Origin of the sequence: Komagataeibacter rhaeticus (genome assembly GCF_003207855.1) — a bacterium.
Lineage (GTDB): Bacteria > Pseudomonadota > Alphaproteobacteria > Acetobacterales > Acetobacteraceae > Komagataeibacter > Komagataeibacter rhaeticus.
The window spans coordinates 1-13,420 of record NZ_NKTZ01000001.1 but is presented as its reverse complement, the minus strand read 5'-3'; the positions used below and the strand labels follow the sequence as shown (position 1 = coordinate 13,420).

11 protein-coding genes are annotated in these 13,420 nt (G+C 65.8%); 8 read left to right on the top strand and 3 right to left on the bottom strand.

What is annotated here, in order from left to right:
- Positions 1–29: 29 nt before the first annotated feature.
- The gene (locus CFR78_RS00060) at positions 30–932 is read right to left on the bottom strand and encodes a prephenate dehydrogenase/arogenate dehydrogenase family protein (protein WP_007397314.1); all 903 of its coding nucleotides are present in this window, start codon (positions 930–932) and stop codon (positions 30–32) included.
- 39 nt (positions 933–971) lie between these two features.
- Positions 972–2,054 (bottom strand): lysylphosphatidylglycerol synthase domain-containing protein, encoded by a 1,083-nt coding sequence (locus CFR78_RS00055; RefSeq protein WP_034930340.1) that lies wholly within the window; start codon positions 2,052–2,054, stop codon positions 972–974.
- Between the two features lie 192 nt (positions 2,055–2,246).
- On the opposite strand from CFR78_RS00055, the gene hpnA reads away from it, so the two are divergent.
- The 8 genes from hpnA (at position 2,247) to CFR78_RS00010 (ending at position 12,414) form a co-directional block, all read left to right on the top strand.
- Positions 2,247–3,242 carry a hopanoid-associated sugar epimerase gene (gene hpnA, locus CFR78_RS00050; RefSeq protein ID WP_034930343.1) on the top strand — a complete coding sequence of 332 codons (996 nt, stop codon included), beginning with the start codon at positions 2,247–2,249 and terminating at the stop codon, positions 3,240–3,242.
- 10 nt (positions 3,243–3,252) lie between these two features.
- Complete coding sequence (locus tag CFR78_RS00045) at positions 3,253–4,485, top strand: glycosyltransferase (protein ID WP_034930345.1); 1,233 nt, start codon at positions 3,253–3,255, stop codon at positions 4,483–4,485.
- On the top strand, positions 4,482–5,345 hold the full coding sequence (gene hpnC / locus CFR78_RS00040; protein ID WP_007397318.1) for a squalene synthase HpnC: 864 nt from the start codon (positions 4,482–4,484) through the stop codon (positions 5,343–5,345). The genes CFR78_RS00045 and hpnC overlap by 4 nt, the downstream gene beginning before the upstream one ends.
- A gap of 84 nt (positions 5,346–5,429) precedes the next feature.
- Complete coding sequence (gene hpnD / locus CFR78_RS00035; protein WP_034930348.1) at positions 5,430–6,314, top strand: presqualene diphosphate synthase HpnD; 885 nt, start codon at positions 5,430–5,432, stop codon at positions 6,312–6,314.
- Positions 6,315–6,320: 6 nt separating this feature from the next.
- Positions 6,321–7,634, top strand: coding sequence for a hydroxysqualene dehydroxylase HpnE (gene hpnE / locus CFR78_RS00030; protein WP_034930352.1), 1,314 nt, complete (start codon positions 6,321–6,323; stop codon positions 7,632–7,634).
- A 155-nt stretch (positions 7,635–7,789) separates the two neighbouring features.
- On the top strand, positions 7,790–8,470 hold the full coding sequence (locus CFR78_RS00020) for a phosphorylase family protein (RefSeq protein ID WP_034930357.1): 681 nt from the start codon (positions 7,790–7,792) through the stop codon (positions 8,468–8,470).
- Positions 8,471–8,787: 317 nt separating this feature from the next.
- The gene (locus CFR78_RS00015; protein ID WP_034930415.1) at positions 8,788–10,002 is read left to right on the top strand and encodes an acetate/propionate family kinase; all 1,215 of its coding nucleotides are present in this window, start codon (positions 8,788–8,790) and stop codon (positions 10,000–10,002) included.
- Positions 10,003–10,044: 42 nt separating this feature from the next.
- Entirely contained in the window at positions 10,045–12,414 is a 2,370-nt protein-coding gene (locus CFR78_RS00010) for a phosphoketolase family protein (RefSeq protein ID WP_034930360.1), read from the top strand.
- Between the two features lie 281 nt (positions 12,415–12,695).
- On the opposite strand, the gene CFR78_RS15970 is transcribed toward CFR78_RS00010, so the two are convergent.
- Positions 12,696–13,289: a hypothetical protein gene (locus CFR78_RS15970; protein ID WP_258365796.1), complete on the bottom strand. Its 594-nt coding sequence runs from the start codon at positions 13,287–13,289 to the stop codon at positions 12,696–12,698.
- Between the last annotated feature and the right edge of the window lie 131 nt (positions 13,290–13,420).

Sequence of the window (13,420 nt, the reverse complement as noted above, 5' to 3'; positions counted from 1 at the left end):
AAAAAGCTTTACCAGAAACTTTTCTGTTTTCATGCCTGACGGTTCTCGATCAGGCTGCGCCGGATGGCGCGGCCGCGCTGGATGCGGCTGACGATCACGTCTTCATTACCGGTGCGGATGGCATCGCCCATGGCCTGCGCATCTGCAATGAAGCGGTCAAGCATGTCCAGCAGGGCCGCGCGGTTGTTGAGGAAGATGTCGCGCCACATGGTGGGGTCCGACGCCGCGATGCGCGTGAAGTCCCGGAAGCCCGATGCCGCGAAGTCCAGCACTTCCGACCGGGTTTCATCCGCCAGGTCATCGGCCGTGCCGCATATGGTGAAGGCCAGCAGGTGCGGCAGGTGGCTGACAATCGCACAGACCCGGTCGTGGTGTTCCACGGTCATGTCACGCACGCGGGCCCCCATCATCTCCCACAGCGTGGTGATGCGCGCGATCGCGGTGTCTGGCGTGCCGGCGGGGGGGGTAAGCAGGCACCACCTGTCCTCGAACAGGGTGGCGAAACCGGCATCGGGGCCGGAGAATTCCGTGCCCGCCATGGGGTGCGCCGGCACGAAGGCAATATCGGGATACTGCGCCAGCAGCGGCTGCATGGCCTCCATGACCGTGATCTTGACCGATCCCACCTCGCTCAGGATCGCGCCCTTTTTCATGACGGGCATGACCTGCGCCGCCACCATGGCTATGGCACCCACCGGCACGCATATGATCACGCAGTCCGCCCCACGCGCCGCCGTGGCGGGATCGGCCTCGACGGCATCGGCAATGCACAGTTCGGCCACGCGGGCGCGCACTGCGGGACTGATGTCGCATGCCACCAGCCTGCGCGCGATGCGCCGGTCTTCCATTGCGCGCCGCAGGATGGAGGAGCCGATCAGGCCGGGGCCGATAATCGCCAGTGTTTCAAACAGGGGGCTGGGCTGGTCCGTCATGGCGCGGGGGTCTGTCCGGCTTTGGGGTTTGTGGGGGTATTACTTGCGTGTGGGGTCGTGGGGTTCGTGCACCGTGACGGGGGCGGCGGCGGATGCCGTCGTGCCCCCGGCGGGCGGCGGAACGCCTTCCTTGCGGCGCAGGGCACGCATTTCCATCCCCTGCCACAGCAGCAGCATGGGAATGCCGATGACCAGTTCCCGTCCGCGCCGCAGCAGTGACAGCCCCAGCGAGACCGAGGGCGCGATGCCGAAGGCCGAGCCAAGGGCGATATAGGCCGCTTCCTGCACGCCCAGGCCCGCCGGTACCAGGAAGGAGACGGACATGATGCCGCAGGCCACCCCCTCGATCGCAACGGCACCGCTGAAGCTCAGATGCGCGCCCAGGAAGTAGTAGGCCACCCAGATGGTGGCCGCACTGCCCAGCCAGCCCACATAATGCAGGACCGCCCCCTGAATGATGCGGCCGGGATGCGACCATATGGCGTCGAAGCGTTCCTGTATGCTGTCGGCGCTGCTGAGCATGGCATCCTGCCACTGCGCGGCCATGTTGTGGCCCAGCTTGCGGCCCACGCGCTTGAGCAGGTCACCGCCATGGCGCTGGGTGTAGATGAACCCCCCGATTCCCAGGCTGAGCAGCACCAGACCGATAATGACGGGCCGGGCGAACGGACTAGACTGCTGGTGGGCGACCAGGCACAGCACGGCGGTCAGGATGAACAGGATCTGGCCCATCACCTCGGTGGTGATGTCCACCAGGTTGGCGCAGGCGGCCTCGCCTCCGTCCACATGCCGGCCCTTCCTGCCCGCGAACAGGTCGCTCGAGCATGTGGCGCGGATGCCCAGCACCATGCCACCCAGCTGCGAGAACGGCAGGCATGACGCGGCGGCATCGCGGATCATGCGCGAGACCGTCAGCTGCACCAGCGGAATGTCCCGGCAAGCCGCGTGCCACGCAAGACCCAGTATTGCATCGACTGCAAGCTGTGCCACGACAGTCGCCATGAACCCGACGAACCCGATGGAGACGATGGCCTTCATGACCGAACCCGCCCCGAACCACGCGGTGCAGCCGGTAAGCAGGGCCAGGCCAAGGATGGCCAGCAGGATGGTGAGCTTTCTCAAAAAGATTCCGTCTTGGTCTGTTGGCGGGGGAACACCGGGTGAAATTCACGCCACGGTGGCCAGTCGTGCCTCACTTACACTACAGGAAGGTCTGGCGCCACCGGGAGGTGTCGGGATAAATGGAACGCCCGCCGGTTGCGAGTCCGTATCGCAATCGTGAATTCTGTCCCTGACGGAGTGATCGTTCAGACCATGACTGCCCCAACCCTTGTAACCGGTGCGACCGGTTTTGTCGGCTCCGCCGTTGCCCGTAACCTGCTCGAGCGCGGGCATACGCTCCGGCTCATGGTGCGCAAGGGAAGCGACCTGACCAACCTGCGCGATCTTCCCGCCGAACTGGTGGAGGGGGACCTGTCAACGCCCGGCAGTTTCGATACGGCGGTAAAGGGCTGCCGCTATGTGTTCCATGTCGCGGCGGACTACCGGCTGTGGGTGCCCGACCCGGTGCCGATGATGGTGGCCAATGTGGAAGGGACCCGCGCGCTGATGCTGGCGGCGCAGAAGGCGGGGGTGGAGCGGATTGTCTACTGTTCCTCCGTTGCGGCGCTGGGCCTGATTGGTGACGGCACGGTCTCCGATGAGGAAACGCCGGTGCATGAACATGGCGTGATCGGTATCTACAAGCGCTCCAAGTACCGTGCCGAGCAGGAAGTGCTGCGCCTGGTGCATGAACGCGCCCTGCCCGCCGTGATCGTGAATCCCTCCACCCCCGTCGGCCCGCGTGACATCAAGCCCACCCCCACGGGGCAGATGATCCTGGACTGCGCGGCCGGCCGCATGCCCGCTTACGTCGATACGGGTGTCAACATCGTGCATGTGGATGACGTGGCCGAGGGCCACGCCCTGGCGCTGGAGCGCGGGCGTATTGGTGAGAAATACATCCTGGGCGGCCAGAACTACCTGCTGCGCGACCTGTTTGCCATGACCGCCGAACTGGCCGGTGTCGCCCCCCCGCGCATAAGCCTGCCGCAGGCCGTGATCTGGCCCGTGGCGGTGGCCAGTGAATGGCTGTCGCGCGCGTTCGGCATCGCGCCCCGCGTCACGCGGGAGATGCTGGCCATGTCGCACAAGAAGATGTTCTTCTCGTCAGACAAGGCCATCCGTGAACTGGGTTACGCTCCCCGCCCCGCGCGGGAAGCGGTGAAGGACGCCATAGACTGGTTCCGTCAGCACGGCATGCTGGACTGAGGCCTCGGTCATGCTCGTGCTTGTGCTTTCCGCTCTGGTCTGTGTCGTCTGGTTTGGACTGATTTTCTGCCATGGCCGTTTCTGGCAGGCCGGGCCGGTGCTGGCCCCGGTGCGTGGCAGCCAGCTTGCGGCGGGGAACTGCCCCGAAGTGTGCGTGGTGGTGCCCGCGCGGGACGAGGCGGCTTCGGTCGTGCAGTGTATCCGCTCCCTGCTGGCACAGGACTATCCCGGCGCGCTGCATGTCATACTGGTGGACGACAACAGCACGGATGGCACCGGCAGGCTGGCCCGCTCGGTGCCGGACCCGCGCGGGCGGCTGACGGTGGTGGCCGGCAGGGCACGGCCCCCGGGCTGGAGTGGCAAGCTGTGGGCGGTGGCCCAGGGCGTTGCGCGCGCGCGCGAACTGGCACCGGATTCGGGCGGTTTCGTGCTGCTGACCGATGCCGATATCACCCACGACCCGCGTCATGTCTCCACCCTGGTGGCCAAGGCGCAGGCGGACCATCTTGACCAGGTATCGGAGATGGTGGAGCTGAACTGCGCAAGCCAGGCCGAGCGCATGCTGGTCCCGGCCTTCGTGTTCTTTTTTGCCCTGCTCTACCCCTTCGCCAGCGTGAACAACCCGCGCAGCCGGGTGGCGGGGGCGGCCGGCGGCACGGTGCTTGTGCGCTGGAGCGCCCTGGCGCGCATCGGCGGGATCGAGAGCCTGCGCGGCGCGCTGATCGATGACTGCACGCTGGCCGCCCATGTCAAGCACAGCGGGGGCCGCATCTACCTGGGCCACAGCTGTCTGGCCCGTTCCATCCGCCCCTATCCGCACCCGGCCGATATCTGGCGCATGGTCGCGCGCACGGCCTATGTGCAGCTGGGCTATTCCCCCCTGCTGCTGGCGGGTACCATAATCGGCATGGTGCTGGTGTGGATCGTGCCCATGCAGCTTGCCCTGCTGGCCCATGGCCTGCCCTGCATGCTGGGGGCGGTGGCGTGGGTACTGTCCATGGCATCCTACACCCCCACGCTGCGCCGCTTCGGGCAGTCATCGGCGTGGGCGCTCTTGCTGCCGGTCATCGCGGGGTTCTATACGCTGGCCACGATCGGTTCGGCAGTGGACCACCATCGGGGGCGGGGCGTGGTCTGGAAAAGCCGTGCCTATACCGAACCCGACGGCGCGATCTCGACACATATGCGTGGTGAAGGCACCGCGACCGCAATGAACCGCACCATGGGAGATGACGTAGGGTGAACACAGATGAGCAGGCCGTGTGGGGGAGCGAGGATGTCTCGTCGGGCAAGGATGCGGGGGACGAGAACTTTCCGGTAGGCTCCCTGCTGATCAGCCGCAGGCTGCGCCCCTATGTCCATGCCTATTATGATTTTGCCCGTGTGATCGATGATATCGTCGATACCGACCGGCTGGATGCGCAGCAGAAGATCGCCCGCCTTGATGCCATGGAGGACGTGGTGCTGGGCACGCGTGGCGCGCCCGACCGGCGCGATGCGCAGACGGCGGTGCGCGTGGGCCGCATGCTGGCCCGGACCGGTGTGCCCGTCAGCACGGCCACCGACCTGATCGTGGCCTTCCGGCAGGATGCGGTGAAGAACCGTTATGATTCATGGGAGGAACTGGAGGAATACTGCCGCTATTCCGCCAACCCCGTGGGGCGGTTCCTGCTGGAACTGCATGGTGAGGACCCGAAGACGTTTGGCGCGTCGGACGCGCTGTGCACGGCGCTGCAGGTACTCAACCACCTGCAGGACTGCGCCGATGACCTGCGTAACCTGGACCGCTGCTACCTGCCGCGCCCGTGGCTGGAGCGCGAGGGCGTTACCGTGGATGACCTGCGCCGGCTTTATGCCGTGCCCGGGCTGCGCCGGGTGTTCGCGGCCCTGCTGGACCGGGTGGATGAACTCAACCGCCACGCGGCCCTGCTGCCGCGCATGATCCGTGACCGGCGCATGCGCATGGAGGCGGCGGTGATCGTGGGCCTTTCCAGGCGGCTGGCGGCGCGCCTGCGCGAGGAGGACCCGGTGGCCGGCCGCGTCAGGCTTTCCCGCGCGGATGTGGTGGGGGCGGTTGCGGGGGCCATGCGCACGCTGGTCTGAGCGGGCGGGATTTTGTCCTGGCGTGCGATTGCCGCTAAGAAACGGGCTGAACTGTAACTGTTGAAGTGAACGGAATACGCGGGAATGGGTTTTTTGCGCGCGCGCCATGATGAGGCCCCGGTACTGGGCTGCGATTCCGCCGATCTGGCCGAGGTCGAGCAGATCGTGGTCCGGTCGGGTACGTCCTTTGGCAAGGGGATGCGTATCCTGCCGCCCGACCGGCGGTATGGCATGTACGCGGTCTATGCCTTCTGCCGCCTGGTGGATGACGTGGCCGATGACGAACTGGGGGACCCGGCCGACAGGTCCCGCAGGCTGGAAGCGTGGCGCGCGCGCATTGCCCGGCTGTACGCGGGCGAGGCCCATGATGGCATCGACCGCGTGCTGATGGCCACCATCCGCCGTTTCGACCTGCGCCAGCAGGACTTCAATGATGTGATCGACGGCATGGAAATGGATGCAAGCGGTCCCGTTGTCGCCCCCGATGAGGCAACGTTCGACCTGTATTGTGACCGCGTGGCCTCCGCCGTGGGGCGGCTGTCGGTGCGGGTGTTTGGCGATGCATCGCCCAGCGCCGATCAGGTGGCCTACCATCTGGGCCGGGCGCTGCAGATCACCAACATCCTGCGTGACGTGGCCGAGGACGCCCGGCTGGGCCGCCTGTACCTGCCGCGTGACCTGCTGGAACGCTTTGGCATCCCCCCCGAACCCGAAGCCGTGATGCGCGCGCCCCGTCTTGGGCAGGTGGGGCGCATCCTGGCCGGCCGGGCGCACGACCATTTCCGCGCGGCGGCGGCGGCCATGGCCCGGTGTGACCACACGGCCATGCGGCCCGCGCGCCTGATGGGGGCGACCTATGCCGCCATCCTCGCGGCGCAGGAACGCCAGGGCTGGGGCACGCCGGAGCGTCGGGTCTCGCTCTCACGCCCGCGCAAGCTGCTGATCGCGCTGCGCGCGCTGGCGGGCTGAGGCGGCATGACGGGGCATGTCCATATTGTAGGCGGCGGGCTGGCGGGCCTGTCGGCGGCGGTTGAACTGGCGGGTGGTAGCGAGCGGGTCACGGTGTACGAGGCGGGACCGGCCTGTGGTGGCCGCGCCCGTTCCTACCTTGACCGCCAGTTGGGCTGCCGGATCGATAATGGCAACCATCTTCTGCTGTCGGGTAATCCGGCGGTGTACCGCTACCTTGGCCTGATCGGGGCGCAGGATACGCTGGTGGGGCCGAAGCGGCCGGTTTTCCCGTTCGTGGATCTGGCGGACCGGATGCGCTGGACGCTTGACCTCTCGCGCGGGCGGGTGCCGCTATGGGTGCTCTCGAAGCGCAGGCGGGTGCCGGGCATGCGGCTGGCCGAACTGCGTGGCCTGCTGGCCCTGATGGAGGCGACACCGGACATGGTGGTCTCCGACTGCCTGCAGCCGGGCAGTCTGGCGCGCCGCCTGCTCGAACCCTTTGCCATATCCGTGCTCAACACCATGCCCGATACCGGCAGCGCCGCCCTGCTGGGGGCGGTGGTAAGGGAAAGCCTTGCGAAGGGGGGGCGCAACTGCCTGCCGCGCTTCCCCGCCGTGGGCCTGTCCGAAAGTTTTGTCGATCCCGCCCTGGCCCATCTGTCGGTGCTGAAGGCCGATGTGCGCACCGGCAGCCGTGTCAGCGCGGTGGACATGGAAGCGGGCCAGGTCACGGCCCTGCGGCTGGGGGAGGAACGGATCGCCCTTGGTGGTCAGGATACCGTGATCATGGCGGTGCCCCCACCCGTTGCGGCCAGCCTGCTGGCGGCCGACCTGCCCGGTTTCAGCGCGCCGGACGCGTTCGAGTCGATCCTGAACGTGCATTTCCTGCTGCCGCACACCCCGGTGCTGACCGGCGGGCTGGCGCAGGCCCGCTTCATCGGTGTGGTGGGGGGGATCAGTGAATGGGTATTCGTGAAAGAGCGGATTCTCTCGGTCACGGTCAGCGCCGCCAACCGTTACGCCACGCGGGACCTGGACGGGCTGGCGGCGCTGATCTGGAACGAGGTGCGCGCCGCGATCGACCCGGCGGCGACCGCCCCCCTGCCGGTGGCCGTGCCGCCCTTGCGCATCGTGCGTGAAAAACGCGCCACCTTTGCCGCAACCCCCGCGCAGGACCGCCTGCGGCCGGGTACGCGTACCATGGCCGCCAACCTGCTGCTGGCGGGGGACTGGACGGCAACGGGGCTGCCTGCCACGATCGAGGGCGCGATCCGTTCCGGTGCGGCGGCGGCCCGTGCGGTGCATGGCCGCCGCGGTACCGCCGGCCGGCCGCAATGAAGCGGCGCGGGCGGTGACGCCGCAATATACTTCCCGCGTTGTCCTGACCGCTGTCAGCGCCTTCCGTTTCTGGCGTGGGCCGGGTAGCGCAACATGCCGTGTGGCGTGCGTGGTCATGCCCGCTACGGTTCATGAAAGCCGCGAAAGGGGCCGTCATGCCTGATCCTGTATCCGTCTCTCCCTTTTCACGCCTGGGTATTGTGGTGGGAATGGAGGCGGAAGCCGCCCTTATCCGTCCCTTCCTGCCGCAGGCGCGTTTCGGCCTGAGCGGGGCCACCCTGTCCGGTGCGCGGCAGGCGGTGCTGGACCTGCTGGAAGGGGGCGTGGATGCGCTGCTTTCCTTCGGGCTGGCGGCGGGGCTGGACCCTGCGCTTGCGCCCGGTGCCGTGGTCATGCCCGCCCATGTCGTGGTCAATGGCGAGCGGCTTGCCGCATCGCCCGCGCTGCTGGACTGGCTTGGGGCTGGCCGCGCGGATGTGCTGGGGGGCGACCTGCTGCATAGCGATGTGATCGTGACGGAGGCCACGCGCAAGGCGGAACTGTTCCGGCAGACGGGTTGCGTGGCGCTGGATATGGAAAGCGGCGTGGTGGCGGAAATGGCTGCCGCGCGCAGGGTGCCCTTTGCGGTGATGCGTGTGGTCTGTGATCCGGCGGACCGGACCCTGCCACCGGCCGCCGTGGTTGCCCTGCGCCCCGATGGCAGCCTGGCTGTGGGGGCGCTGGCGCGCAGCATCCTGTGCAACCCGCTCCAGATTCCCGCCCTTATCCGTGTCGGGCGTGATGCGGGGGAGGCGCGCGGTGCCGCGCGCGCGGTGCTGGCGCGCCGCTTTGGCTGAGTCGCCTGCCCGCGTGCAGGCGGAAACATATGATACGCGCATGTGGTATGCATGCCCGTTCAGGCCGGTGCCCGCACCGGGAGAGCGGGCGGAACGCGGAGACATGTTTTTATCTAATGATATGATTTAAAAAACTTTTTTATACTTCTGGCGTTGGCTTGCGCGGCCGTGTCTGATTATAGGATGCGCTGATGGGCCGGTTATGGCGCTTCCTTGACGGCGGCCATGATGCAGGCAATTGATTCGCATCAATGTCAGGCATGTCAGATCAGCGTGACATGCTGCCGGTTTCGGAAAACGGACAGGGGGACACAGGCATGACCCGTGCAGTGCTGGCACTCAACGCAGGTTCGTCCAGTCTGAAGTTCGCCCTGTTCGCCATTGAAAAAGGGGATACGGCTTCTTCCCCTTCCCGCCGTATCGCGTCGGGGGAACTGGAGGGCATTGGTTCCCACCCGCATTTTGTCGCCCATGATGCCACGGGCGGCGTACTGGTGGATGAGACATGGGCCCCCGTCCCGCCCGGCACGCCAGCCGAACAGGCCCAGCATGGCCCCATGGCCACCCTTATGGCGTGGGTGGGAAAGCAGCTTGGGGATGTCGACCTCATGGCCGTGGGGCACAGGGTGGTGCATGGGGGGCCGGATTTCATCGCTCCCGTGCGCATCACGCCCGGCGTGCTGGCCCGCCTTGCCGCCCTGACCCCCTTTGCCCCCCTGCACCAGCCGGGCAGCCTTGCCCCCGTGCGGGCCCTGCTGGCCCAGTATCCCGACCTGCCGCAGGTCGCGTGCTTCGATACCGGCTTTCACCACACGCTGCCCGCCGTTGCGCAGGCGCAGGCGCTGCCGGGCGATTACGCGGCGCGCGGGGTGCGGCGTTACGGCTTCCATGGCCTGTCGTATGAATATATCGCCACCTGCCTGCGCGCGCGCGCGCCGCATCTGGCGCAGGGGCGCACCATTGTCGCCCATATTGGCAGCGGCGGCAGCCTGTGCGCCCTGCAGGCCGGGCGCAGCGTGGATACCACCATGGGCTTCTCGGTGCTGGACGGGCTGGTCATGGGCACGCGCTGCGGGCATCTGGACCCCGGCGTGATCCTGTACATGCTGCGTGAGGAAGGGCTGGGTGTCGCGGAGATCGAGAACATCCTCTATCACCGCTCCGGCCTGCTGGGCGTCTCGGGCCTGTCGGCGGACATGCGCGACCTGCACGCCCACGCGGGCACAAGCCCCGCGGTGACACAGGCGCTGGACCTGTTTGTCTACCGTTTTGCCCAGCAGGCGGGCGGCATGATGGCGGCGCTGCAGGGGCTGGACGGGCTGGTGTTCACCGCCGGTATTGGCGAACATGATGCCACCATCCGCGCCGCCGTGTGCGCACGGCTGGAATGGGCGGGCATTCGCATCGACGCGCAGGCCAATGCCGCGCATCGGGAAATCATCAGTACGCCACACAGCGCCGTGGAGGTGCGGGTCATCCCCACCGACGAGGAAACGACAATCCGTCGGCATGTGCTGATGTGTCTGGGCTGAGTGCAGGCCGGGCAGGGACGGACTATCTCGGAAGGAACGCAAATGAGTGAAACTGCATCCGCAACACCGCTGTCCGCAGCGGATGTCGCGCTATTCAACAAATGGTGGCATGCAGCAAACTACCTGTCGATTGCCCAGATCTACCTGCTGGCCAATCCGCTGCTGCGTGAGCCGCTCAAGCTGGAACACACCAAGCCGCGCCTGCTGGGCCACTGGGGCACCACGCCGGGGCTGAACTTCCTCTACCTGCACCTCAACCGCATCATCCGTGAACAGGATCGCAGCATCCTGTTTGTGGCGGGGCCGGGCCACGGGGCGCCGGGCATTGTTGCCAGCACCTATCTGGAAGGGACGTACAGCGAGTATTTCCCCGAAGTATCGCAGGATGCGGACGGGCTGGCCCGTCTGGTCAAGCAGTTCTCCTTCCCCGGTGGCATTCCCAGCCACGCGGCCCCCACCACGCCGGGTTCGATCAATGAAGGCGGGGAACTGGGCTATTCGCTCTCCCACGCCTATGGCGCGGCGTTTGACAACCCTGATCTGGTTGTTGCCTGCGTGGTGGGTGATGGCGAGGCCGAGACCGGTCCCATGGCCACGTCATGGCACAGCAACAAGTTCCTTGACCCCAGAACCGATGGCGCGGTCCTGCCGATCCTGCACCTCAATGGCTACAAGATCGCCAATCCCACCGTTCTGGCCCGCATCGCGCCCGAGGAACTGCTGAGCCTGTTCAGGGGGTATGGGTATGACCCGATCGTGGTGGAAGGCCATGACCCGGACATCATGCACCAGAAGATGGCCGTGGCGATGGATACGGCCTTTGCCCGCATTGCCGAAATCCAGAAAGCCGCGCGTGAGAAGAACGAGACCACACGCCCGGCCTGGCCCATGATCATCATGCGCACGCCCAAGGGCTGGACCTGCCCCAAGACGGTGGATGGCCTGCGCACGGAAGGCTACTGGCGCGCCCATCAGGTGCCCATTACCGACATGACCAAGCCCGAGCACCTCAAGCTGCTCGATGAATGGATGCACAGCTACAGGCCGGAAGAACTGTTTGACGAAAACGGTACCCTGCTGCCCGAAATCGCGGCGCTTGCGCCCAAGGGCAACAGCCGGATGAGTGCCAACCCGCACGCCAATGGCGGCCTGCTGCGCCGTGACCTGCGCCTGCCGGATGTGCGTGACTACGCGGTGAGCGTGTCCTCGCCGGGGCATGAACTGGGTGAGGCCACGCGCGTGCTGGGATCGTGGCTGCGTGATGTGATGAAGCTCAACCTGCCCGCGCGCAACTTCCGTGTGCTGGCACCCGACGAGAACAATTCCAACCGCCTGAATGCCGTGCTGGATGTCACCAACCGGGCCTGGAACGCCGAAACTTTTGATTATGATGACCATCTGGCGGTTGATGGCCATGTGATGGAAATCCTGAGCGAACATACCTGCCAGGGCTGGCTGGAAGGCTACCTGCTGACGGGCCGCCACGGTTTCCTGTCCTGCTATGAAGCCTTCATCCACATTGTGGATTCGATGGTCAACCAGCATGCCAAATGGATCAAGCAGGCGGATGAGGTGCCGTGGCGCGCGCCGATCGCATCGCTGAACTACCTGCTGACATCGCATGTCTGGCGGCAGGACCATAACGGCTTCAGCCATCAGGACCCCGGCTTCATTGACCATGTGCTGAACAAGAAGGCCAAGACGGTGCGGGTGTACCTGCCGCCTGATGCCAATACCCTGCTGTGCACGGCCCATAAATGCCTTGAAAGCCGTGACCGGGTGAACGTGATCGTGGCGGGCAAGCAGCCCGAGCCGCAGTGGCTGGACATGGAAGCAGCCATGGCGCACTGCGCCAAGGGCATCGGCATCTGGGAATGGGCCAGCAATGACAGGGGGGGTGAGCCGGATGTGGTCATGGCCTGCGCGGGTGACGTGCCGACCATGGAAACGCTGGCGGCGGTGCAACTGCTGAACAAACACCTGCCGGACCTGAAGATCCGCGTGATCAACGTGGTGGACCTGCTGACGCTTGAATCGAAGACCCAGCACCCCGACGGGCTGGATGACTTCGTGTTCGACAGCCTGTTCACCACCGACAAACCGGTGATCTTTGCGTTCCATGGCTATCCGGCGCTGATCCACAAGCTGATCTACAAGCGGACCAACTGCCGCAACTTCCATGTGCATGGCTACCGTGAGGAAGGGTCTACCACCACGCCCTTCGACATGACGGTGCGCAACAGCCTGGACCGCTTCCACCTGGTGCAGAACGTGATCCGTCGCGTGCCGGGCCTTGCGGCAAAGGCGGCCTATGCCAATGAGGCGATCAGCAACAAGCTGGTCGAACACAGGGAATACGTGGCGCAGTATGGTCAGGACCTGCCCGAGATCCGTAACTGGCGCTGGTCATAACCGGCTCCGGTCACGCTGACGGGTCAGGAAAGGGGGCAGTCATGCCCCCTTTTTTTATGGTAAAACCACACTTGCCTTCATGGCGTCAGGCCGGAAGAGATAATGAAGTTTTTGGTGAAGCTTTTTTCAAAAAGCTTCGAAGAACGCCGTTTTTTTGAAAAAAAGCGGCACCCAGAAGCTTTTGCCGTTTTTTATTTACTGTCAGATGTGTGATGCCTGCAAACCTGTAGGCATGACCTGAAAACGATGCCGTAAAATCCTTTTTTATTTGCCCCGTCGCATCAATCGCCCCAGTCAGCAGGAGCAGGAGCAGGAGCAGGAGCAGGAGCAGGAGCAGGAGCAGGAGCAGGAGCAGGCACGGGTGCAGGCGTGGAGGGCGCGGGGGAAGGCGCCGGTACGGTAGCGGCCGGTGCCGACGTCGGGGCCGGTGTCGGCACGGGCACTGTGGGCTGGGGTTGCGCCGTGGCAGGGGGCGCGGTTACGGGCAGCGGCGACAGGGGCTGGCCTGCAACCTGTGCCGGGGGCGCGCCGCCTGCTGGGGCTGGCGGGTTCTGCGAGGCGGCAAGGAACTGGGCAAAGCTGTCCTGTATTTTCTGGGCCAGCGCCGGGTCGGACAGCGGGGCATGGGTATCGGATGAATCCACCACAACCACCCGGTCCCCTTCCAGGGGGGTCGGGGTATGGCTGGCGCCCAGCAGTGCGCGGATGGAACGGGATTTCTGCGGATCATTCTGCTGTGCCATCAGGTCCAGCTGGCGGTCAAGCAGGCCGTGGCGGTCAATGAAGCTGTTCACGCGGGCGGGAATGCGGATGCAGCCTTCCGAATCCGCTTGTCCCAGCCGCGCTTCGAGAAAGGTGGGGTCGGTTGCATGCATAGAGGTGGTCCCGTCCGTTCGGACAGTTTTGCGGGCTTGATAAGCTATACCCGGTTGTTGTTATGCCGCCCTTCTGACGGCGTTGCTGTTGGCCATCTGGTCCGGGGTTAACCCCGGACCAGATGGCGTCG